Source organism: Bacillus sp. FSL K6-3149 (assembly GCF_038630515.1).
Classification (GTDB): Bacteria; Bacillota; Bacilli; order Bacillales; family Bacillaceae; genus Bacillus; species Bacillus pumilus.
Map to the genome: position 1 here is coordinate 155,043 of NZ_CP152034.1, position 19,336 is coordinate 174,378.

The 19,336-nt window shown below is 41.6% G+C and carries 19 protein-coding genes; 3 read left to right on the forward strand and 16 right to left on the reverse strand.

Annotated features, from left to right (window positions below; all coding sequences use genetic code 11):
- Nucleotides 1–68 precede the first annotated feature (68 nt).
- From MHB83_RS00875 to MHB83_RS00885, 3 genes are all read right to left on the reverse strand, one after another.
- Entirely contained in the window at nucleotides 69–374 is a 306-nt protein-coding gene (locus MHB83_RS00875; protein WP_050944071.1) for a YunC family protein, read from the reverse strand.
- A gap of 67 nt (nucleotides 375–441) precedes the next feature.
- Nucleotides 442–1,815 carry a bifunctional UDP-sugar hydrolase/5'-nucleotidase gene (locus MHB83_RS00880; RefSeq protein WP_342496553.1) on the reverse strand — a complete coding sequence of 458 codons (1,374 nt, stop codon included), beginning with the start codon at nucleotides 1,813–1,815 and terminating at the stop codon, nucleotides 442–444.
- Between the two features lie 63 nt (nucleotides 1,816–1,878).
- On the reverse strand, nucleotides 1,879–2,730 hold the full coding sequence (locus MHB83_RS00885; RefSeq protein ID WP_003212748.1) for a DUF72 domain-containing protein: 852 nt from the start codon (nucleotides 2,728–2,730) through the stop codon (nucleotides 1,879–1,881).
- Nucleotides 2,731–3,050: 320 nt separating this feature from the next.
- Between MHB83_RS00885 and MHB83_RS00890 the strand changes: the two genes are divergently transcribed.
- Nucleotides 3,051–4,211 (forward strand): helix-turn-helix domain-containing protein, encoded by a 1,161-nt coding sequence (locus MHB83_RS00890; RefSeq protein WP_251191390.1) that lies wholly within the window; start codon nucleotides 3,051–3,053, stop codon nucleotides 4,209–4,211.
- 64 nt (nucleotides 4,212–4,275) lie between these two features.
- Complete coding sequence (locus tag MHB83_RS00895; RefSeq protein WP_251191391.1) at nucleotides 4,276–5,433, forward strand: oxalate decarboxylase family bicupin; 1,158 nt, start codon at nucleotides 4,276–4,278, stop codon at nucleotides 5,431–5,433.
- 54 nt (nucleotides 5,434–5,487) lie between these two features.
- Here MHB83_RS00895 and MHB83_RS00900 read toward each other — a convergent pair whose 3' ends face one another.
- Together MHB83_RS00900 and MHB83_RS00905 are read right to left on the reverse strand one after the other, a co-directional pair.
- On the reverse strand, nucleotides 5,488–6,678 hold the full coding sequence (locus MHB83_RS00900; RefSeq protein WP_003213581.1) for a tetracycline resistance MFS efflux pump: 1,191 nt from the start codon (nucleotides 6,676–6,678) through the stop codon (nucleotides 5,488–5,490).
- 159 nt (nucleotides 6,679–6,837) lie between these two features.
- Nucleotides 6,838–8,073: an alanine--glyoxylate aminotransferase family protein gene (locus MHB83_RS00905; protein ID WP_050944684.1), complete on the reverse strand. Its 1,236-nt coding sequence runs from the start codon at nucleotides 8,071–8,073 to the stop codon at nucleotides 6,838–6,840.
- A gap of 169 nt (nucleotides 8,074–8,242) precedes the next feature.
- On the opposite strand from MHB83_RS00905, the gene MHB83_RS00910 reads away from it, so the two are divergent.
- A complete protein-coding gene (locus tag MHB83_RS00910) occupies nucleotides 8,243–9,121 on the forward strand; it encodes an endonuclease (RefSeq protein ID WP_003213322.1) in 879 nt (292 codons plus the stop codon).
- A gap of 81 nt (nucleotides 9,122–9,202) precedes the next feature.
- Here MHB83_RS00910 and MHB83_RS00915 read toward each other — a convergent pair whose 3' ends face one another.
- The 11 genes from MHB83_RS00915 to MHB83_RS00965 all read right to left on the reverse strand — a co-directional run bounded on the left by MHB83_RS00915 (nucleotide 9,203) and on the right by MHB83_RS00965 (nucleotide 19,174).
- Entirely contained in the window at nucleotides 9,203–9,661 is a 459-nt protein-coding gene (locus MHB83_RS00915) for a hypothetical protein (protein WP_003212829.1), read from the reverse strand.
- A gap of 111 nt (nucleotides 9,662–9,772) precedes the next feature.
- The gene (locus tag MHB83_RS00920) at nucleotides 9,773–10,492 is read right to left on the reverse strand and encodes an IucA/IucC family C-terminal-domain containing protein (RefSeq protein ID WP_342496554.1); all 720 of its coding nucleotides are present in this window, start codon (nucleotides 10,490–10,492) and stop codon (nucleotides 9,773–9,775) included.
- Nucleotides 10,493–10,513: 21 nt separating this feature from the next.
- Nucleotides 10,514–11,551, reverse strand: coding sequence for an iron ABC transporter permease (locus MHB83_RS00925; protein ID WP_003212627.1), 1,038 nt, complete (start codon nucleotides 11,549–11,551; stop codon nucleotides 10,514–10,516).
- Entirely contained in the window at nucleotides 11,544–12,560 is a 1,017-nt protein-coding gene (locus tag MHB83_RS00930; RefSeq protein ID WP_342496555.1) for an iron ABC transporter permease, read from the reverse strand. Before MHB83_RS00930 ends, MHB83_RS00925 begins: the two co-directional genes overlap by 8 nt.
- A 70-nt stretch (nucleotides 12,561–12,630) precedes the next feature.
- On the reverse strand, nucleotides 12,631–13,584 hold the full coding sequence (locus tag MHB83_RS00935; RefSeq protein ID WP_253622261.1) for an iron-siderophore ABC transporter substrate-binding protein: 954 nt from the start codon (nucleotides 13,582–13,584) through the stop codon (nucleotides 12,631–12,633).
- A gap of 139 nt (nucleotides 13,585–13,723) precedes the next feature.
- Nucleotides 13,724–14,632: an alpha/beta fold hydrolase gene (locus MHB83_RS00940; protein WP_342496556.1), complete on the reverse strand. Its 909-nt coding sequence runs from the start codon at nucleotides 14,630–14,632 to the stop codon at nucleotides 13,724–13,726.
- Nucleotides 14,633–15,213: 581 nt separating this feature from the next.
- The gene (locus tag MHB83_RS00945) at nucleotides 15,214–15,960 is read right to left on the reverse strand and encodes a transporter (protein ID WP_251191394.1); all 747 of its coding nucleotides are present in this window, start codon (nucleotides 15,958–15,960) and stop codon (nucleotides 15,214–15,216) included.
- Nucleotides 15,953–16,498, reverse strand: coding sequence for a PadR family transcriptional regulator (locus tag MHB83_RS00950; RefSeq protein ID WP_050944079.1), 546 nt, complete (start codon nucleotides 16,496–16,498; stop codon nucleotides 15,953–15,955). The genes MHB83_RS00945 and MHB83_RS00950 overlap by 8 nt, the downstream gene beginning before the upstream one ends.
- Nucleotides 16,499–16,718: 220 nt before the next feature.
- On the reverse strand, nucleotides 16,719–17,147 hold the full coding sequence (gene psiE, locus MHB83_RS00955; RefSeq protein ID WP_003212694.1) for a phosphate-starvation-inducible protein PsiE: 429 nt from the start codon (nucleotides 17,145–17,147) through the stop codon (nucleotides 16,719–16,721).
- Between the two features lie 37 nt (nucleotides 17,148–17,184).
- Nucleotides 17,185–18,492: a HAMP domain-containing sensor histidine kinase gene (locus MHB83_RS00960; RefSeq protein WP_310025226.1), complete on the reverse strand. Its 1,308-nt coding sequence runs from the start codon at nucleotides 18,490–18,492 to the stop codon at nucleotides 17,185–17,187.
- The gene (locus MHB83_RS00965; protein ID WP_050944081.1) at nucleotides 18,479–19,174 is read right to left on the reverse strand and encodes a response regulator transcription factor; all 696 of its coding nucleotides are present in this window, start codon (nucleotides 19,172–19,174) and stop codon (nucleotides 18,479–18,481) included. Before MHB83_RS00965 ends, MHB83_RS00960 begins: the two co-directional genes overlap by 14 nt.
- Between the last annotated feature and the right edge of the window lie 162 nt (nucleotides 19,175–19,336).

Below are 19,336 nucleotides of genomic sequence, written 5' to 3' on the forward strand. Positions count from 1 at the left end.
AAAAAATCCCCCCTTCTCCATTACAAGTGTATGCAGACAGGCGGGGGGATAGGAATCATCTCTTCATTTTATTTCACCATTTTTAATAAGGCGTCTCTTCCAATGGTTCCAACTGTAATGCCTAACGCTTCTGCAGCGTATGTGACAGATTCTAAAGGGGCATCAAGCAATTGCTCTATCGTTCTCACACCAACTGCTCTCCCTGCGATAATGCCTCTATCTGCAAGCTTTTCATTTAAGAGCCCGACATCCAGTGCACCGCACATAATATACCCATGTTCATTTGTCACTGCCATAAAATTCGTCTTCGGCAGTTTGACGGTGACGGCTGTAAAGGAATGTCCATCAATATTAATAGGTGTTAAATTCACCAAATCCCTTCACTCCTCTCATCACAATCTATGTGACAAGAGGGCGAGTGTTGTTAGGCTAAAGCGGATTTCATGTGGCTTCCTTCAGGCGCCAAGTAAGCACATCACGTAAAAATTCCGGCATGAAATATTCAATGTGTTCATGGTCACGGATATGAGGAAATAGAGAGCCTAATGTATACATATCGACTGTGCCAACCGTATATAAGGCGTCTTTTCTGATCAATTGATCATGCACAAAAACATCCTTTACTCGTTTGGTTTCACCTTCTTCTACTGTATAGGTGAGGCCGCTATACAGCATTTTCCCCATCAGCTCACCTCTAAAGCCGAAGCCCTTAATGCGTAGCTGTTCCATTTTTTCTTCACAGGCACGCCGAACGGTTTCGATGAGCTGTTGACCGGAAAGCGTCACCCTAATTGGGTTAATGGGATGCGGGCAGATTCGGTGGACTTCTTCTCTAGTCACGATTCCTGCCTCTAATGAATCAAGCACCATACCTGCATTCATCATGCCGATATCTGCCCCGCACCAATCTTTAATGGCATCTGTTAAGAGCTGCGGAAGCGGGGATTCATCAAACCACTTCGTTTCTAGCCTTGACTCAAGCGCAGTTACTTTCTCCTGCATGAGGGCTCTCGCTCTTCTCTCTGCTTGCTGTAAGGTAGTGATCGCTTCATCTGATTCACTGATCAGCTGCTCCACTGACTGCACCGTTGCTTTTTTCTCGATTAACTCTTTGCTCGCTGTGTCAATGGTCAGCTCGACACAGCCAATATAATGCCCATACTTTTCAGCGCATGCAAGCAGTACGCCATTGTCCATTTCACCCTGTTCTAACAAATGATGCGTGTGTGAGCCTAGGATAATATCGATGTCAGGAAAATCACGGGCGACCTCCCGATCATGGATGATACCAAGATGGGATAAGAGCACAATGATATCCGCTTGTCCCTTCACTTCCTGCAGCATGTCCCGTATGCTGTCAAACGGATCTGTAATCTCCCAGCCCAGCTTTTCATAGACAGGTGTATACGCAATGGTCACACCTAAGAGACATATTTTCAATCCGTTTTCCATTTGGATTATATGATAAGGCTGTGCCCACGATGGTCTTTTGCCTTTCTCAAATAAATTAGACAGGATCACTGGAAATTGCGCATGCTCGTACAATTGATCGAGCTGATCATGAGGCAGCGTAATGCCTTCATTATTCCCAATCGTGACCCCATCATAGCCAAGTTGATTGAGAAGCTTGACGTTTACCTTTCCATAATCAGCTTCTGACACAAGGTTCACTCGGTCCATATGATCGCCAATATCAAACAAGAGCATCTGATCGTGAACTTGACGCTTTTCCTCAATATAAGCTGCGATTTTGGGCCAGTTCTCAAAGTGGCTGTGCAAGTCGTTTGTATGATATAGCCATAGCTTCTGCAGCATGTTGATCTCTCCCTCAAGTTGTCACTGAACCGTCTCATTCAAGTTGAAAGCCGCAGCTCTCATTTAACTAAATAAATCTAACTGCTTCGGAGAAAGGCTTGAATACGTAATATCCAGCAAATCAATCATCTGCTGACCATTCGCCGCTGCATCTCCGCCGGAGTTATTATTAAACACGACATACACATCTTTTGATTGCTGATGCAGGATGTCGAGATTCTTTTTCCACTCTTTTAATTCAGCTTCATTATATAAATATAAGTATCGCACTTCACGCCAATTCTCATGGTCTGCTGGGTGAAGCCAGCCCTGTTTATTTCTTCCGTGAAAACGGACCAATGTTTTATCACGGTGCGTAGCTTGTATGACTGGCGGAATGGAGCCTTCTCCAACTTGCGGCTCATCACAAACAGAATGAATCCAGCCTTCTTTTTCCATAAAGGACAAGGTCTGCTCATAAAATTCATCTGAGAACCATGTGCGGTTACGGAATTCGAGGGCACACGGAATGTCCCCCATCTTCTCTTTACACCATCTTAAATAAAGGACGTGCTCTTTTTTGCAATCAAACCATGGTGGAAATTGAAATAGAACCATGGCTAGTTTCCCTTCACGAATAAGCGGAGTCAATGAAAGAATAAATGCGTCAAACATCTCTTCCTTCGAAGCAAACGGAATTTCGCCTCTCTGATGACCGGTCATTCCTTGATATGCTTTCACGACAAATTGAAAGGTATCTGGCGTATCCTTGATCCACTTTTCATGATTACGTTCAGGCTGAACTGCATAAAAGCTGGCATCCAGCTCCACAATGGGAAACGTAGACGAATAGTGAAACAGCTTTTGCGCGCTGCCGATTTTCGGCGGATAAAGACTGTCATGGTCACCCCAGCCAGTTAATCCGATATAAATCATGTTTCTCACCTCTTGCCACTCTCATGTATAGACGGCTTCCTCACATGAAAGCCTTTTTCTCTTGTCATACCCATCTTTCTGAAAGAAATTCTTCTGTCTACAACATATCATATTTGCCCGTAATTCTGAATGAAGATGACTGATGGTGCGTGATTTTATCATGAACTCTGTTTGTTTGTGATATTAGTTGACAACTTTCTATCTTAAATGATTTGAGCTGATAACATAAAATGCATATCAGAGAAGTGAACAGTGATTGTCCATTTATTTATTCATCTTCACCAAGAACTAAAGTTCTCAATAAAGGAGACTTAGTGGATATGAACTTAGACGATAACCAGTTTGAAGCATTGCAAAAAATCGCCGAAAGGATTCACAAGCCTGTCTATTTGTGTAACCAGCATGGGCGCCTTCTCTGCAACTCGCACATCATCATCACGAGCCCAGATTGGATTCGCATTCTCCCCTTTTTCAAAAGCCGGACACCCCATTATTTTTCAATAATAGATACGAAGCAAACCTTTTCTGTCTTTCCGATTGATCTAACCGAACAAACATGTGAGTATGTGGTCATTCCTTCCTTCATCCTTCCGCTGGATGAAACACTGCAAGTCATCATTGAACAAGCAGTACACGAAATCTCGATTGCGCGAATGAGACAATATTCTGCCCAGCAAACGGCCAAGCGTGCCAGAAATGAAGGATTTCGCAGATGGATAGAGGGTTCATCGTATTCTCAGCAAGACGCTGCAAACATTGCGAAGGCGTTTGGATTAAATGTAGATAGCAGCTATCTATGTATGATCTGTCAGCTTGATCAGTGTCATGAGACCACTCATTTTTTGAAGCAGCAACTGATGTTAGAACAAGTCGTTGATCTGCTCGACAGCGCACTTCCAAGCTCTCCTTTCCCTTCCTTTTTATTTGTCAAAGGTGATATGGGCATTGTATTAATGGAAGAGACGGGCAGTTGGTCAGAGATGAGTGAAAGACTCCTTTCTTTTTTGAAACAGCTGCAGATGCTCGTTAGCCTTCAAGTGAATCACACCATTTCCTTTGGCGCGAGCTTGACTAGTTGTCGCATCAATTACCTGTCTGAGGGGTACAGAGAAGCATTAGAAGCGCTTCAAGCCGGACATCTCTCGGCGCAGTCGGAATATATACACTTCTATCAGGCAAAGGATGTGCCAGATTTATTAAAGCTTATTCCAAGAAAGGATTTAGTCACGTTTCACCAGATGCACCTTCACCCGTTATATGAAGCCGGTCAAAATCTCCTCCACACCTTATCTGTCTATTTAGAAACGCATTGCCACATTTCAGAAACAGCGAAACGTTTGTCTATTCATCGCAACACGGTCATTTATCGATTGGAGAAGTGTGAGGAGCTGCTGCGGATCAGCTTAAAAGATCCTGAAACCACATTAAGGCTGCGCTTAGCATTACGTATTCACATGCTTCTTTCCCCCCATCCTGAGTGAATGTTTTCTTCCGAAGCTTCATATAGTTTGGAGGAGAAAAATGATACAAGAGGAGGGATGATAAATGGATGATGAGCTGCGTCACATCCCGCAGCCAATTCGAGAGGATGGTGCTGGTGCCACCGATCTAGGCCCGCGGGACGTCCTTCGAGATATCGAGAACCCAGATATGCTTGTTCCACCTAAAACCGATGCCGGAATCATTCCTAATTTAAAATTTTCATATTCCGATACACATATGCATTTAAATCATGGCGGCTGGTCGAGAGAAATTACGAAGCGAGAGCTGCCTGTTTCCACAACGATTGCGGGTGTCAACATGCGGCTGACTCGAGGCGGAGTGCGAGAGCTCCATTGGCATAAGCAGGCTGAATGGGCGTATATGATTTTAGGAAAAGCCCGCATCACCTCTGTAGATGCAGAAGGGCGAAATATGATCGCTGATGTAGCAGAAGGAGATTTATGGTATTTCCCCCCAGGTATTCCGCACTCCATTCAAGGACTTGAGGACGGGTGTGAATTTCTTTTAGTCTTTGATGATGGCGCTTTTTCTGAATTTGATACGTTCACCATCACAGACTGGTTTGCCCATACACCGAAAAACATTCTCTCCGACAATTTTGGCGTTCCTAAGAAGCTGTTTGACCATATTCCGAATAAGCAGCGCTACATGTTTCAAGGCTCTCCGCCAGCATCAATAGAAAGCCAAACGGTATCTGATCCATACGGAAGCATCGAGCCGCCATTTACGTACCAGCTGCTTCGCCAAAAACCGCTGACGACCTCTGGGGGAACTGTCCGCATTGTCGATTCACGGAATTTCCCTGTTTCAAAAACCATTGCAGCTGCGCTTGTTGAAGTAAAGCCTGGCGGCATGAGAGAAATGCACTGGCACCCTAATAATGATGAGTGGCAATATTATTTAACCGGTACAGCCAAAATGACGGTCTTTGGAGCCGGGGGCACTGCCCGCACCTTTAATTACAGAGCAGGTGATGTCGGATATGTTCCTTTTGGTATGGGACATTACATCCAAAATATCGGCCAAACGAGCCTTTGGTTTTTAGAAATTTTTAAAAGTGATCGCTTTGCAGATATTTCGTTAAATCAGTGGATGGCCTTAACCCCTCCTCAATTAGTGAAAGAGCATTTGCATGTAGATGATGCCATGATTCGAGCGCTTCATAAAGAAAAATCACCTGTCGTGAAATATAAGAGATGATGCGCATCAAAAAAACCGATCAAGCCGTACTGATCGGTTTTTTATAAACAAATTTTAAGAAACTGTCGAAGGATGCTGCACTTTTTTCCCCCACACGATGGATGCAATGAAGCTTATGCAAAGCACCAGTGTTCCGAGCATAAAAGGAAACTCAATATTCACATCAAATAAAATGCCCGCAAGGCTCGGTCCGACAATATTGGCAAGGCTCATAAAGGATGTATTGAGGCCACCCGCTACTCCTTGCTGATTACCTGCCATTTTGGACAGCAATGTATTGAGGGCTGGACGAACAAATGATGTAGCCGATAAAAATAAAATAGAGCCTGCAAAGATTAGCCAAAAGGACGGCGCAACACGGCAGACGATGAGCATCAAAGCCGCTCCTAGAAGTGCATAACGCACGACGCGCATTTCACCAAATCGTTTCACAGAGGCATTCACCAACGCACCTTGGACAAGCACGCCTGCAAGACCCGCAACCGTAATTACAAACGCAATATCCTTCGGTGTAAATCCATGTTTTTGGTCTACATATAAGCCGAAAATCGATTCAAAATGAATGATGCCAAAATTGAGGACAAACGCCAATATAAACAAAAAACCGTAGGATGTCTTTAAAGCTTGCAGCATTTGTACAAACGGGTTGAAATGAATGTCTTTGTTTAACCTCGCTTCTTCCTGCTTTTCCTTTGTTAATGTTTCAGGTAAAAACAGGATGGACAATAGGGTAGAAAGAGCTGCAAAGGAACCTGCGATGAGAAAAGGAAAAGCGATTCCGTACTCGACCAAATAGCCGCCTACGCCTGGTCCAATGACAAAGCCTAACGTCATTGCAGCACTAAATAGCCCCATTCCTTTCCCTCGATCCTTCTCACTTGTGATATCAGCGATGTATGCAAACATGGCTGGCATGAGTAAAGCCCCGGCAGCACCGCCTAAAAATCGTGACACAAACAGCATCCAAAGCTGATCAGCAAATGCAAAAATAAACTGGGCAATCGTAAAGCCGGCAATCCCCGCAATGATCAATTTTCTACGTCCAAATCGATCGGTCAATGCGCCTGCGACCGGCGATAAAGCAAACTGTGTGAGACCTGTTGCAGCGACAAGAAAACCGAGTGTTTTTCCTGTTGCGCCAAAGGCTTCAATGTAACTTGGCATGACAGGGACAATGAGGCCAAAGCCAAGCATGGCAATAAAAATATTGAGCATCAAAATATATAATCTGCCCATTTTCTTCATATCAAAAAACCTCTTTCTGCAAAATAAATGAAAATGATGACAAAAATGATCAGAACTTCTTCAGTATAGCGATATCACTGTCTATAAGTCTAGTTTTTCAAAATTTAGTTTTCTTTTCCAAATAAAAAATACCCGCAAATAGCGAGTATCCTTATGACTTTATTCACCTTGTTCATAGATAGAAAGAGCCGCCTGAAGCCCTGCGCCGCAATGGATGGATGCACCATGCTTGATTAAAATTGCTTCTAGCCCTGCTAACACAAACAGCACATTTTCTTTTCGGCAGCTATAGCCCATTGTGCCAATTCTCCATATACGTCCGGCTAGCGGTCCAAAGGAGCTGGCAATTTCGATACCAAAATGCTTAAGCAGATCGGCACGTACCGCTTCTCCATCCATACCACTTGGAATCTCAATACATGTCACAACCGGCATTTTACAATGTGGATCACCGAACAATTCAAGTCCCATCGCTTCAAGTCCTTTCATCAAGGCCTTCTCGTGATATGCGTGCCTTTGGAAACGCTCAGACAGACCTTCTTCCAGCACAACACGAACCCCTTCTCGAAGTGCATAGAGCATCGTTGTCGCTTCTGTATGATGATTTAATCGCCTAGGGCTCCAATAATCCTGAAGCTGGCTGAGATCAAAGTAATTGCTTTTAATTGGAGAAATATCCATTTGCTCCTGCAATTCATCCTGTGTCGCAATTCCCTTTTCCACTTTCTTTCTCGATTCAACGACAGCTGCCACCCGGTCATTATACGTGATAGGGGACATACCTGATGGAACAGACAAGCACTTCTGCGTACCGCCAATCGCCGCATCAATCTTCCATTCATCCACTTTCACCTGAACCCCGCCAATGGTTGCTACAGCGTCTACAATGAACAATGCATCCAGTGCCCGGCACGCTTCACCAATTTGCTCAAGTGGCTGCAACCGCCCGGTAGATGTTTCACCATGGACCATCGCAACGATTTTAGGCTTGACCTGCTTCATTTTCTGAATGATATCGCTAGGGTCAAAAACGGTTCCCCATTCACATTCCATTGTATGTACCTCAGCACCATAGCGCTGTCCTATTTCAATGAGAAGATGACCGAACCGGCCAAAGACAGGCACAAGCATCGAATCTCCCGGCTCAATGACACTGGCAAGCACAGCTTCAAGCCCTGAACGAGACGTGCCGTCAATTGGAAAAGCCCATTCATTTTCTGTTTGGAAAAGGGACCGCAATAAGGTCATCGTCTCATTCATGATATGTGTAAATGCTGGATCAAATTGACCGAGAATTGGCGTACTCATTACACGGAGCACCCTGGGATCTACTTCAACAGGTCCTGGTGTCATAATCGTTCTTGAAGGTATTTGCAGTTCTTTCACGTTATCCATCCTTTCCCTTGCTGTCATCCTATATGCCCACTTATACAGTAATGCTGATAAAATAGCAATCTCTTTTCCTATGAACTCATTACATAAAATTTACGAGAAATCCATTTATTTCTTTCTGACATTATGATAGAAATAAAGAGAATACATTCCCTATCAAGGAGGAAATCGAATGAAGAGAACCTTATTTGGAACTGTGGCTGCCGGAATCATGATATTCGGTACGTTAGCCGCCCCGCTGCCGCAAACTGCGAATGCTCAAAGCTTTACTTTGAATGAACCGAGCCAAACCATCACATTTTCCCCGTTACAGCTTCAAAACGAAACATCTACACAACAAGCGAAAACAACCGCTACAAGTCAAATCGATTCCTATTATCAATCTGCTAATGGCAAATCAGGACCCGCTTTAAAGAAAGCTTTACACGATATTATTGATGATCATAAGCAGCTATCCTACAGCCAAGTTTGGGATGCCTTAAAGAAAACAGATGAAGATCCAAAAAATCCAAACAACGTGCTCTTGCTCTATAGCGGTGTCTCCCGCTCAAAGCAATCGAATGGCGGAAATGTTGGCCAGTGGAACCGGGAGCATGTGTGGGCTAAGTCACACGGCAATTTTGGGACAAGCCAGGGCCCTGGTACAGATCTCCATCATCTGCGAGCAACAGACGTGCAAACGAATAGCACACGAGGAAATTTAGATTTTGATCTGGGCGGAAATGAATACAAGGGAGCGCCGGGCAATTTTTACGATAGCGACTCATTCGAACCTCACAGCCGGGTGAAAGGGGATGTGGCAAGAATGCTCTTTTATATGGCAGTGCGATACGAAGGGGATGACCGCTTTCCAGATTTAGAATTAAACGACAAAGTGAATAATGGTAGCGCCCCTCTTCACGGCAAAATGTCCGTACTTCTCAAGTGGCACAAACAAGATCCTGTCGATCAAATCGAACGAAACCGCAACGAGATTATTTATGAAACGTATCAGAACAACCGCAATCCCTTTATCGATCACCCAGAATGGGCAAGTGCGATTTGGGAATAAAAAAGAAAGGCACTGCTACGAACAAGCAGTGCCTTTTAAAATAAAATGACTTCACCGCTCATACACATTCTGGATATTCCGTTATTCCTTAAATTCACTAATGATTATTCTCTCTAAATTTTTATCTAAGTAGAAAAATTCTATTTTGATATCATGCTCCGAATCCTTATAACCTATTATGTTATATCCTTGGTCATCGTCTCTACCGTATGTATTTTCACCAAAATAATCATATATATCTTTCTTAGTTGAATGAATATTTATTGTGTTGTTTATATTACTTTGATTATTTTCTAAAGAAATTGCCACTATTTCTTTTCTTCTATTCACTTTAAAATAATTTGAATTTGAAGTTTTCATCCATTCATTTTCACTGCTTTTTTCCTTTTTCAATCCCAACTTCAAATGTCCTACCTTTAATTCAGTCAGATTTGTATTTTTTACTGTAAGAAAAGAAATTTGGTTTTTAAGTGGTTGAATAAAAAACAAGCCCACGATGATTGTCATCATAAAAATGATACATATTATAATTTTTTTCATATGAGTTCCTTCCATAAAATATGAGATGATGAAATAACAAAAAAACTTTATTTAATTTTACACCTAACTATTTAAACCAATAAAAAAACACCTTCAGTATAAGGTGTTTTTTTATTTTAGAGGACAGACAAGACAATAATCGAGACTATCAGATTTTTTCTCGAGCTTATAATACATACAGCAAGTCTTTCGGTTGGATGTTTCTAGTAAACTGTCATCTAAGTTTAAGCTGTGATGAAATGGATTTTGTTTTGCTCCAAATACATCACCAGCTGCTTGCTTCAGATACAGATAATCCTCTCGCACGCGCTGCTTCACCGCAGGGTCTTCAGCCTCTCGCATCATGCTGCGATAAAGAGAATTGATGCGAACTGCTATATTCTCCCACAAAATGGTATACGGAAGTCTTGACGTACGCTTCAGTACATCTAAAAGAGGTGTGACACACTCCGTAAACAGCGCATGCACAACCTGCTCTCTCCATTCATTCCGATCTCCTTCTAATGGAACAAACGAACACAATGACTCATCAATTTCGATTTTCCGATCCTCTCTAAAGAAACATGCCTCTGGTGGAAACTGATAAACACCGTCATACAGCGTCATCATGTACAAAGAGGAACTGACCGCTAAGTAGGCATAACGCTTTGAAAACATCGACGCTGCTACCGCCACATTCGGTGCATGCATAGCTTCCTTTTCAGCCTCTAATAAACGCAGGACAGATGCTTCTGAAAAAAGCGCAGCAAGTGTGCGATCAGATGTCATTGGTCCATTTGTGATGTGTACCCCGAAATCAAGTAATTCTCTCTCAACCCACTCTGGCCTCATATCAAAACCTCCATCTTTCGTTTATCGATTTCTCTGCTGGTATAACAAATAAATAAAGAACGGTGCCCCAATTGCAGCTGTGAATACACCTGCTGGTACATCTAACGGTAGAAAAGCCGTTCTAGCGACTAAATCTGCGAGCATCACGAGAATACTTCCAACAAGCGCAGATGCCGGGACCAGCGCAATGAAGGAACGGCCGATGATCATCCGTGCAACATGCGGCGCCATCAGTCCAACAAATTCAATACCGCCAGCAAAGGCAACAGCAATCCCTGCCAATGTCACACTCATCAGCAGAAAGAATAACCGTTTTGCCTGCACTTTTACCCCGAGACCTGTTGCAAGATCATCTCCAAGCTCCTTCACATTCATCGTTCTTGCTAACACCATGACAATCGGTAAAATGATCATGATCCAAGGAAGCATCGACGTGACGTCCTTCATCGTAGAACCATATAAACTGCCTGTCAGCCAAATATATGATTTTGTCGTTGTCATCGTATCACTAAGAACAAGAGTAAACGTCACACACGCCTTCATAATGGCAGAAATCCCAATGCCCATTAGGACAAGTGTGATCGGCTTGACCCCTTTTTTCCATGAAAGCAAATAAATCAGACACGAGACAGCAAACGCACCTGCAATCGCCCATAACGATTGATACGCAATAGGCACAGTGCCCATCCAAAAAACAATAAACATAATCGCACCGAACGAAGCACCACTCGTAATCCCGATGATGTCAGGCGATGCAAGCGGATTGCGAATTAACCCTTGCAAAATAAGCCCTGATACCGCAAGTGCGGCTCCCACTAAGACAGCCAGCAATGTTCTTGGAATCCTCAGTGTATTGAGCACAAAGGTATTTCCCTCTCCCTGACCGATTATATGAAGAAGCACATCCACAGGCGAAATAAATCGGCTGCCCATACAGAGACTGAGAATAAACAACCCAAAAGCAATGGCCGTCAATAAAAGTAAAATCAAAAACGTCCGCTTTGAAAATTGAAATGAAATGCGCCCGCCCTTTGAACGCACTGTATATGTTTTAGCCACCTGTCTTCAACCCCTTGCGCACGAGATAAACAAATAGAGGCGCTCCTGCTACCGCCGTCATGACACCAATCGGTACTTCCTGCGGCATGATCAGAAAACGAGCCGCAAGGTCTGCGACAAGTAAAAGCGACGCCCCCACTACGGCACAATACGGCAGTACCCAGCGGTGGTCAGGTCCGACAAGCTTTTTCACAATATGCGGCACTAGAAAACCAACAAATCCAATCGATCCTGCGACAGCGACGGAACCACCCGCTAAAAAGACGACGAGAACTCCCATCGTGATTTTCAGCGCCAGCGTACGTTGACCAAGTCCCTTCGCAATATCATCTCCTGACAAAAGGACATTGATGGAGCGTCCAAGAAGCAGCGCCACAACTGTCGCACCTAAAATATAAGGAAAAACAGGCAGCAGCATATCAATGCTTCTTCCAGAAACTGAACCCGCCATCCAAAACAGGATGCTTTGAATCGACTGTTCATTCACGATTAAAAGACCTTGTGTAAAGGACGCAAACAGTGCAGATATCGCCGCACCTGCAAGGACAATTTTGACCGGTGTCAATCCATCTCTTCCAATAGAGCCCAAGAGAAAAACGAGCATCCCTGCAATTGCCGCACCTAGAAAGGCTGTCCACATATAGCCTGTTAATGACTCTGTTGAAAAGAAAACAATTGAAATGACGATAAAAAATAGTCCACCTGCATTAATTCCTAACAAATCTGGCGCTGCAAGCGGATTTCTTGTTAATGCCTGCATCAGTGCACCTGAAATCGCTAGACTTGATCCAACAACTGTTGCAATTAAAGCTCTTGATAATCTGGATGTCATGACAATGACACTGTTTGGATCCGATTCATCAAAATGGAGAAACGCATGGATGGTGGCTTTGAGGGAAATCGAGGTTTGCCCAAGAGAAATGCTGAGTATAAAAAAGACCACCATCAATACGACGAATCCAGCAAACAGCAGCGCCTTGCTCGAATCCTTTTTTAATAAACTTCTCATCTGATTCCCGCTTTCAATCTGTTATGGAAAAAGGAGAAAATGGTTTTTCACATTTTCTCCTCTGTTATCCTTATTTATCAATTCCGAGACGATCATCAATATCATCAAGCATCATGTTTGCAGCGATAATACCTCCGCCCATGTTCCAAGTGATTTCATCCACTTTATGCACTTGTTTCGCTTTCACTGCGTCAAGCTGCTTCCATAAAGGATGACTCGTCCACTCTTTATATGCTTTTTCAACGGCTTTATCCTGATCATCCATGAAGTAATAGATCACATCTGCATCCATTTGCGGAATGCTCTCTTTGTCTGTCAGTGTAATGATGTCTTGCTTTTTATCTTTGACATTCTTAGGTCCTTCAAAGCCTAGCTCTGTTAAAATGGACCCTGCGAATCCAGTTTGATAGATTCTAGCATGATCTGCACGGAAGTTCACTACAGACACACTCATTGGCCAGTTTTTGATGTCTTTTTTCGCTTTTTCTTTGAAGTCAGCGACGCGGTCATCCCACTTCGTTAGCAATTCTTTTGACTTGTCTTGCTGGTTTAACGCTTCACCCATTAATTTCACTGTATCTTTAAATGTGAACACTGTTTCTGTTGCAACAGTTGGAGCGATTTCTTTCAGCTGATCAAAAATTTGCTCATGGCGGACTTTTGATGCAATGATCAAATCTGGGTTAAGCTTTTCAATTTCCTCTAAGTTTGGCTGTATTTCCTGTCCAACAATTTTGACACCCTTTAAATCATCTCTTAAATATTTATACGTAGGTGCTTCAAGCCAAGATTCTACAACACCCACTGGTTTAATGCCCATCGCGACTGCTGCATCTGTTGCTCCTTGGTACAGCGTCACCACACGTTTAGGCGATCCTTTAATTTCAGTTGAACCGATAGCGCTTTCAACAGTTCTTGCTTTTTCTTTACTGTTTGACTTGCCTTCACTGCTATTGCTGCCGCAAGCTGCAAGTAAAACGATGGAGAGCACAACTAATAGTGACCAAAAAGATTTTTTGAACATGTACCTCACCTATCCATTCTATATGTAGTCATATCGTTTGATAACGATTCTCATTATCACACTATGATTTTATCATAGAAAAGGATGGTGTCAATGTAAATTTTTAAGAAAAAGGGAGAGTGTTGACTAGTTGTTCATACTAAATAGAACGATTCCACATTTGGATGGCCCTTCCAATCTGTTTTCCCGCTTCTAGTAACACCGACAAATGGGTATGTCCATCCATCACTTCATAGACTGATTGTTTTCTGATCGTTTCATCGGGCAGCTCATGATAGGCAGGAAATTTTTCTATATCATACAGCTCATCCTCACTTCCTACTAACATCGCATATGGCCGATCCATCATCGCAAATTGTTTTTTAGGTGCAGATGGGGTTAAGGCAAGTGCTAGATTGACGGTGATGGCTGTCAACAAAAGCGGATCCTGCTCGACTGCCCATATTGGATAGTGAAAACGAACGGCTTCAGAATGACTCATCAGCAATCCTTTTGTCATGGCAGACAGAACGAATTTCCATACTTGAACGGTTGCAAAAGGGATTTGATTAGGGCTCGCAGTGCCTGATTTATAGCCAAATTCAGGGGCAATAAAAAAGTACCCGTCTACTTCTCTTTTTTTCGGCCAAGATAGGTAGTTTAGCAGTAATCCCGCTCCAGATGAATGCCCGCAAAGATAAACAGCTCCTTTATGCTGCTGTTTGACCATATTCACAAACTGCGAAATATCGTGCCACACATCTGTGACACTAGGTGTATCACCCTTTTTTCCATCAGAATAGCCGTGACCTCTTAAATCGATTAAAAACGTATTCACATGAAAATCATGTTGCAGCGTATAGGCGATATGCTCGTAACCAGCTAGGCTGTGAGCGCCTCCACCATGGATCAAGATGACATTTGCCACGTTCTTTTTTTCTGCTAAAAACGGATAATACGCAAGGCTTGTGCCGTCGTGTGATGGCATGAATTGTCTTTCTGGAATATGAACAGGAGCTGCCTGCTGCATACTTGTAAATGAAAATGGTTCTGTCTTCGTGTCTGTCAATTTTTTCGCTCCTTCAAACAGAAACGAGAATGGCAAGCGATACTGGCCATTCTCATGACTACATTCTATTAAGTAATATCCCGCAAAGGAAAGGTCTTGTTTTGAATAATGGCAACAATTTGTTTTAACGCTTTTTATGCTTCGGGTATAGGAAAGACGTAATTTATTTCATAGCTTTTCATGCTTTTTTGGGCAGTGCAATGACAATATTTCTATAAAGCTTTTTTAATTTTCAGCATCAATTTCTAAGTCCGCATTTAACGATAATTCTTCATGAACAAATCCATTGATATCGTTCTTATTTATTGTCCTATTGTATACCAACTTTTAAGTAGCAAGTAATGAATTTATTATTACCCACTATGACTTTTTAGCATTTTAATAAAGAAAAATATCACCATTCTCTTTATACATATTATTGTGACCGCTGAGCAGAATGAGATACTTTTTCACTAGATATGATAACATGCTTTTTTCCAGTTAATGATGTTCATTTCACCCGGCGGTCACAACAATAAGCCATATGCTGATGAATTTCAGAAAAACAATCATTTTTTTATGATTATCTATATGTATTGAATCTAATTGTTTACTAAATAGACATTTTCTATTTTTGTTATAGACTTAGATTGAAAACTGTGATTATCCATTTCTACGTAAAGGGAAAAATCATTGTTTTTAACAAAAATTATATCGCTTCCATTATTAAGTTTTATTTTTAATGCATTGCCTTCTTTTTGAGTATTACGAAAGGTATTCTCAATCATATTGTAGTCTAATTCAGTCCACTTGCCATTGATGATCATTTTTGTCATCCCCATTATCTTATGACTGATACTATTGGGGATCATTTTCTTTTGAAATTTTTCAGAAATATCTTCGTTATCTAATTGCTGAAATCCAATTTGAAAGGCCTCTTTTTCAAAATAAGGTAAGTACATGTTTCTCCATCGTGATGAAATTTTAAGTAGTCCAAATAATTTATATTCGATTCTTTCTGGCGTTTGTACATCAAATGCTTTGTCTAAAAGCGATTGATGTAAATAATCAATATCTGATACATCAATCATTAAGCATATTGCTCCTCTTGTGCCTCGATTATACAACTCTGTCCAATCTTTTTTCCAGCCACCGCCATCCTTCTGTGTTATATTCACTAATTCAAGATACTCCTTTCCAATCCAAAGATTGCTTATTTTAAAGCCTTTTGTTCTTTTACCTTTTTTAGGTGCATACGGAAAACCATTTTGTTGTATCATATCTATCATTTTTTTGTCTTTTTGATATTTCTCATCAACATTGATAACAATATGATCGATTTTATTCATCGGTTAACTCCCTCGTCTTAATTAAATGAATAGCTTCATAAAGATACTTCATTTTCATTTCTTCCATTTCATAAATGTAATCAAACGTTAGTCTTGTTAAAGGAGGTAGATTCATTTGTTTCTCTTTTTCTTCTTCACCCTTTTTTATTTCTGCTAAATGTCTTTTTTGCGCTTCAATTTGAATATTTAATGATTTAACAGCTTCTTGTTTTTCAATTTCGTCAGCAAACATTAGTCCAGCAAAAAGTTGAGTTGGATAAGTATTTTGAGGTTCTACAAGACATTTCATCACACATTCTTTCTTGTGTTCTTTTCCAAGTTCTGTAATCTTGTAAATTTTAGTACTCTTTTTCCCTACCGTCCTAGTTTCACAAACTTTTATATAGTTTCCTTTTTCTAATTTATTTAGCGCATAATAGATTGAGCCAACTAGAATTCCTCCCCATCTATCGACCATTGTATTTTTTAAATTCTGCTCAACATCATACCCTGACATCGGTTTCATCGATATTAATCCTAATATATATAAGTCCGTCATCAGATTCCTCCTATTCAATATCTATTTACACAATACTCAACATTGAGTATTATTTCAAGATTAGATTTAAATTTTCTTTCATGCTAAGCACTTTTTCAGAGCTCTCAAAAAATCCTGTAAGCAAGCGTTAGCGTGATGTTTATAGAGGTGTGCAATACGATGAGTGAGCCACCTCGATCAAACAAAAAAAAGACGAACGGCAACCGTTCGTCTTCTCCCCTCACTTCACTTCTTCATGCTCCTGAACCGCATGTCGTTTACTGGCGATAAAGAGTGCAACGGTCATGGCTAGAATGGTCAGCGCCCACCAGAAGGTCGACACAGCCTCTTTATGATCGATGATAATCAAACGGATGACGGCTGTGATGCCAATATAAATAAAATAGCGAAGCGGAAAATGAAAGTTTGATTTAAAGTACTTAATAATTAAGGCAATAAACTCAAAGTACATAAAGAAGATCAGCAGCTCACCAAGCATTTCATAATAGCTTTCTCCTTTGTTGACCACATTCTTGTAGACAAATTGGACAATATACCAAGTTTCACTAATTAAGAGGACGCTTAAAGCAAGGGCTAGAAAGAATAGACAGATATTCAGAAGACCTTGCAAGAGATCGGGTACCTTTTGGAAGTTGTTGAATCGTTTCATTAGATTGTCTCTCCATTCCATGTTATTCATTTGTCATCTATATTTTGATGTGCCAGAATCGCAGCACGATGTAGTAAACATCGCTTTTTTCCATCTTTTCAAACTGTCCGTGCATGCGAGACATCATTCGTTTGATGCTTCGTTCACCAAGTCCAGTGCTTTCCTGCGTGTCATTTGTCTCTTTTATCGCATTGCTCACATGGATCTCAAAGATTTCTTGATCGGATAGAAACGTGAGATTGATGTCTTTTTTCGGATCGGCGTATTTCAGTATGTTCGACATCAGATTATCAAACACTCTGCCTAGCTCCTCGACATTCACGTTGATATAGCTGTCAGGTAGCTCTCCTAAAAGATGAACCTTGAATGTCTCTTGCTGCAAGATCGCCACCTGATCTGATAGGAGATCGTAAATGACCTCTTTGACTGCAACGGTCTCAAGCTCAGGTTCATGTTCTTTATCAAGTAGAAAATAGGCAAACAGATTATCGGACAGATTTTTCAATTGCAGTGCTTTTTCATAAGCACTTGCTATATATTGATCTTTACGTGTATCCGCCCCATCCGCCTCTTTTTTCGCAAACTCTAAATTCATCATTAGCGATGTCAGCGGTGTTCTCATATCGTGTGACATTTCAGTAACCAAGCTGTGACTCTCTTCTTGTAGCTCGTCAATGGCTTGGAGCTTGTCCAGAAAAGCTTTACGAAGATCCTCAATACTTTTGGCAATCATCGCTAATTCATCATGCCCTTTCACCGTCATCTCATAGTCCAGCTCGCCGCCTTCAAGAATATGAATGTCTTGGTGAATCGTTTGCAGGTAGCGTAAACTTTTGCGAATACCAAGCAGAACAATGAGGAGAAAAATAAGCGTCGCCCCAAGCAGCTCGAGTGTAAAGGCGAGATCGTGGTAACGAGACGAATAGAAACCATCCACCATAACCCGGCCTTCACCATCGCTAAACTGAACTGGATACGAATGATGCTCAGCGTACTGGGTCACCTTTTCTTTTCCATACGCCGATTCATCAGCAGACGAATAGATGGAGTCATATTGCAGCACTTCATCCTTGAAGATGGTCAAATTAATGTAATTCTCTTTTTTCACCCACTCACCAAACGCTTGTCGATCTGTAGAAGACAGCTCATTCTCAGACACATAGCGGCTGAATTTTTGAATATATCTGGCTGACTCCGCCTCGTAATACTCGTCCGAACTCAAATATCCGTCAATGAGGTCATCGGTGATCTTTTGCAGCGTCAAAAAGACAAGTCCACTCACGACCGTAGCTGTCAAAATCAATAGTGCTAGCTTTTTGGCTAGTGTATATTTACGATGTGCCAAATCGGTATCCTCTTCCCCATTCTGTTTTGATATATACAGGACGTGCAGGATCATCTTCAATTTTGGCACGCAGCTTTCGAATATGCACCATCACCGTATTGTTGGAACAATAGAAATAAGGCTGTCCCCATACACTCTCATAAATATTTTGGGCTGAAAAGATTTTGTTTCGCCTGCTCATGAGCAGCTTCAACATACGATATTCTAAATCAGAAAGCTTGATTTGTTGATTTTCTTTCCACACTTCATTAAATTCTTCGCTCACCCTTAGCTTGCCCCCAACAAGAAACGTTTCTTCCTGTTCCTTCTTTTCCTGATAGACGGTGTACCTGCGTAATTGTGCAATGACTCTAGCATGAAGCTCCTCTTGTGAAAAGGGTTTTGTCATATAATCATCCCCACCGGCAAGTAAGCCTTCGGTTTTGTCAAATGTACTTGATTTAGCTGTTAGAAATAGAATCGGGACGTTAGAAGAGGCTCTCATTTGCCGGCACGTTTCGATGCCTGATATGCCTGGCATCATCACATCCAAAATCACCAAATCGAGCGAATCGTCCGCAAACTTCAATGCTTGCTCGCCATTCATCGCTCTTTGCACCTCATATCCAGCACGTGTAAGGGATTCCTGCAAAAGGTCTCCAATATCCTGATCATCTTCTACGACTAATATTCGATGCGTCATGTTTCTCTCACCTCATGATACGTGATGTACTTTCTTTTATGTCTTTACTATATATCATCTAGCTATGTGAAAAGATACAGCAGAAATCTTAACAGTTTATAAATTTGATCATCTTCCATCAATTTGTCACATTTATTTTCAAAAAATTGGATCTTCATAAAT

Coding starts and splice junctions, on each gene's coding strand:
- MHB83_RS00880 (WP_342496553.1), bottom strand. CDS start 1,815: ATGCTGCAGAAGCTATGGCTATATCATACAAACGACTTGCACAGCCAC.
- MHB83_RS00885 (WP_003212748.1), bottom strand. CDS start 2,730: ATGATTTATATCGGATTAACTGGCTGGGGTGACCATGACAGTCTTTAT.
- MHB83_RS00890 (WP_251191390.1), top strand. CDS start 3,051: ATGAACTTAGACGATAACCAGTTTGAAGCATTGCAAAAAATCGCCGAA.
- MHB83_RS00895 (WP_251191391.1), top strand. CDS start 4,276: ATGGATGATGAGCTGCGTCACATCCCGCAGCCAATTCGAGAGGATGGT.
- MHB83_RS00900 (WP_003213581.1), bottom strand. CDS start 6,678: ATGAAGAAAATGGGCAGATTATATATTTTGATGCTCAATATTTTTATT.
- MHB83_RS00905 (WP_050944684.1), bottom strand. CDS start 8,073: ATGGATAACGTGAAAGAACTGCAAATACCTTCAAGAACGATTATGACA.
- MHB83_RS00910 (WP_003213322.1), top strand. CDS start 8,243: ATGAAGAGAACCTTATTTGGAACTGTGGCTGCCGGAATCATGATATTC.
- MHB83_RS00915 (WP_003212829.1), bottom strand. CDS start 9,661: ATGAAAAAAATTATAATATGTATCATTTTTATGATGACAATCATCGTG.
- MHB83_RS00920 (WP_342496554.1), bottom strand. CDS start 10,492: ATGAGGCCAGAGTGGGTTGAGAGAGAATTACTTGATTTCGGGGTACAC.
- MHB83_RS00930 (WP_342496555.1), bottom strand. CDS start 12,560: ATGAGAAGTTTATTAAAAAAGGATTCGAGCAAGGCGCTGCTGTTTGCT.
- MHB83_RS00935 (WP_253622261.1), bottom strand. CDS start 13,584: ATGTTCAAAAAATCTTTTTGGTCACTATTAGTTGTGCTCTCCATCGTT.
- MHB83_RS00945 (WP_251191394.1), bottom strand. CDS start 15,960: ATGAATAAAATCGATCATATTGTTATCAATGTTGATGAGAAATATCAA.
- MHB83_RS00950 (WP_050944079.1), bottom strand. CDS start 16,498: ATGACGGACTTATATATATTAGGATTAATATCGATGAAACCGATGTCA.
- psiE (WP_003212694.1), bottom strand. CDS start 17,147: ATGAAACGATTCAACAACTTCCAAAAGGTACCCGATCTCTTGCAAGGT.
- MHB83_RS00965 (WP_050944081.1), bottom strand. CDS start 19,174: ATGACGCATCGAATATTAGTCGTAGAAGATGATCAGGATATTGGAGAC.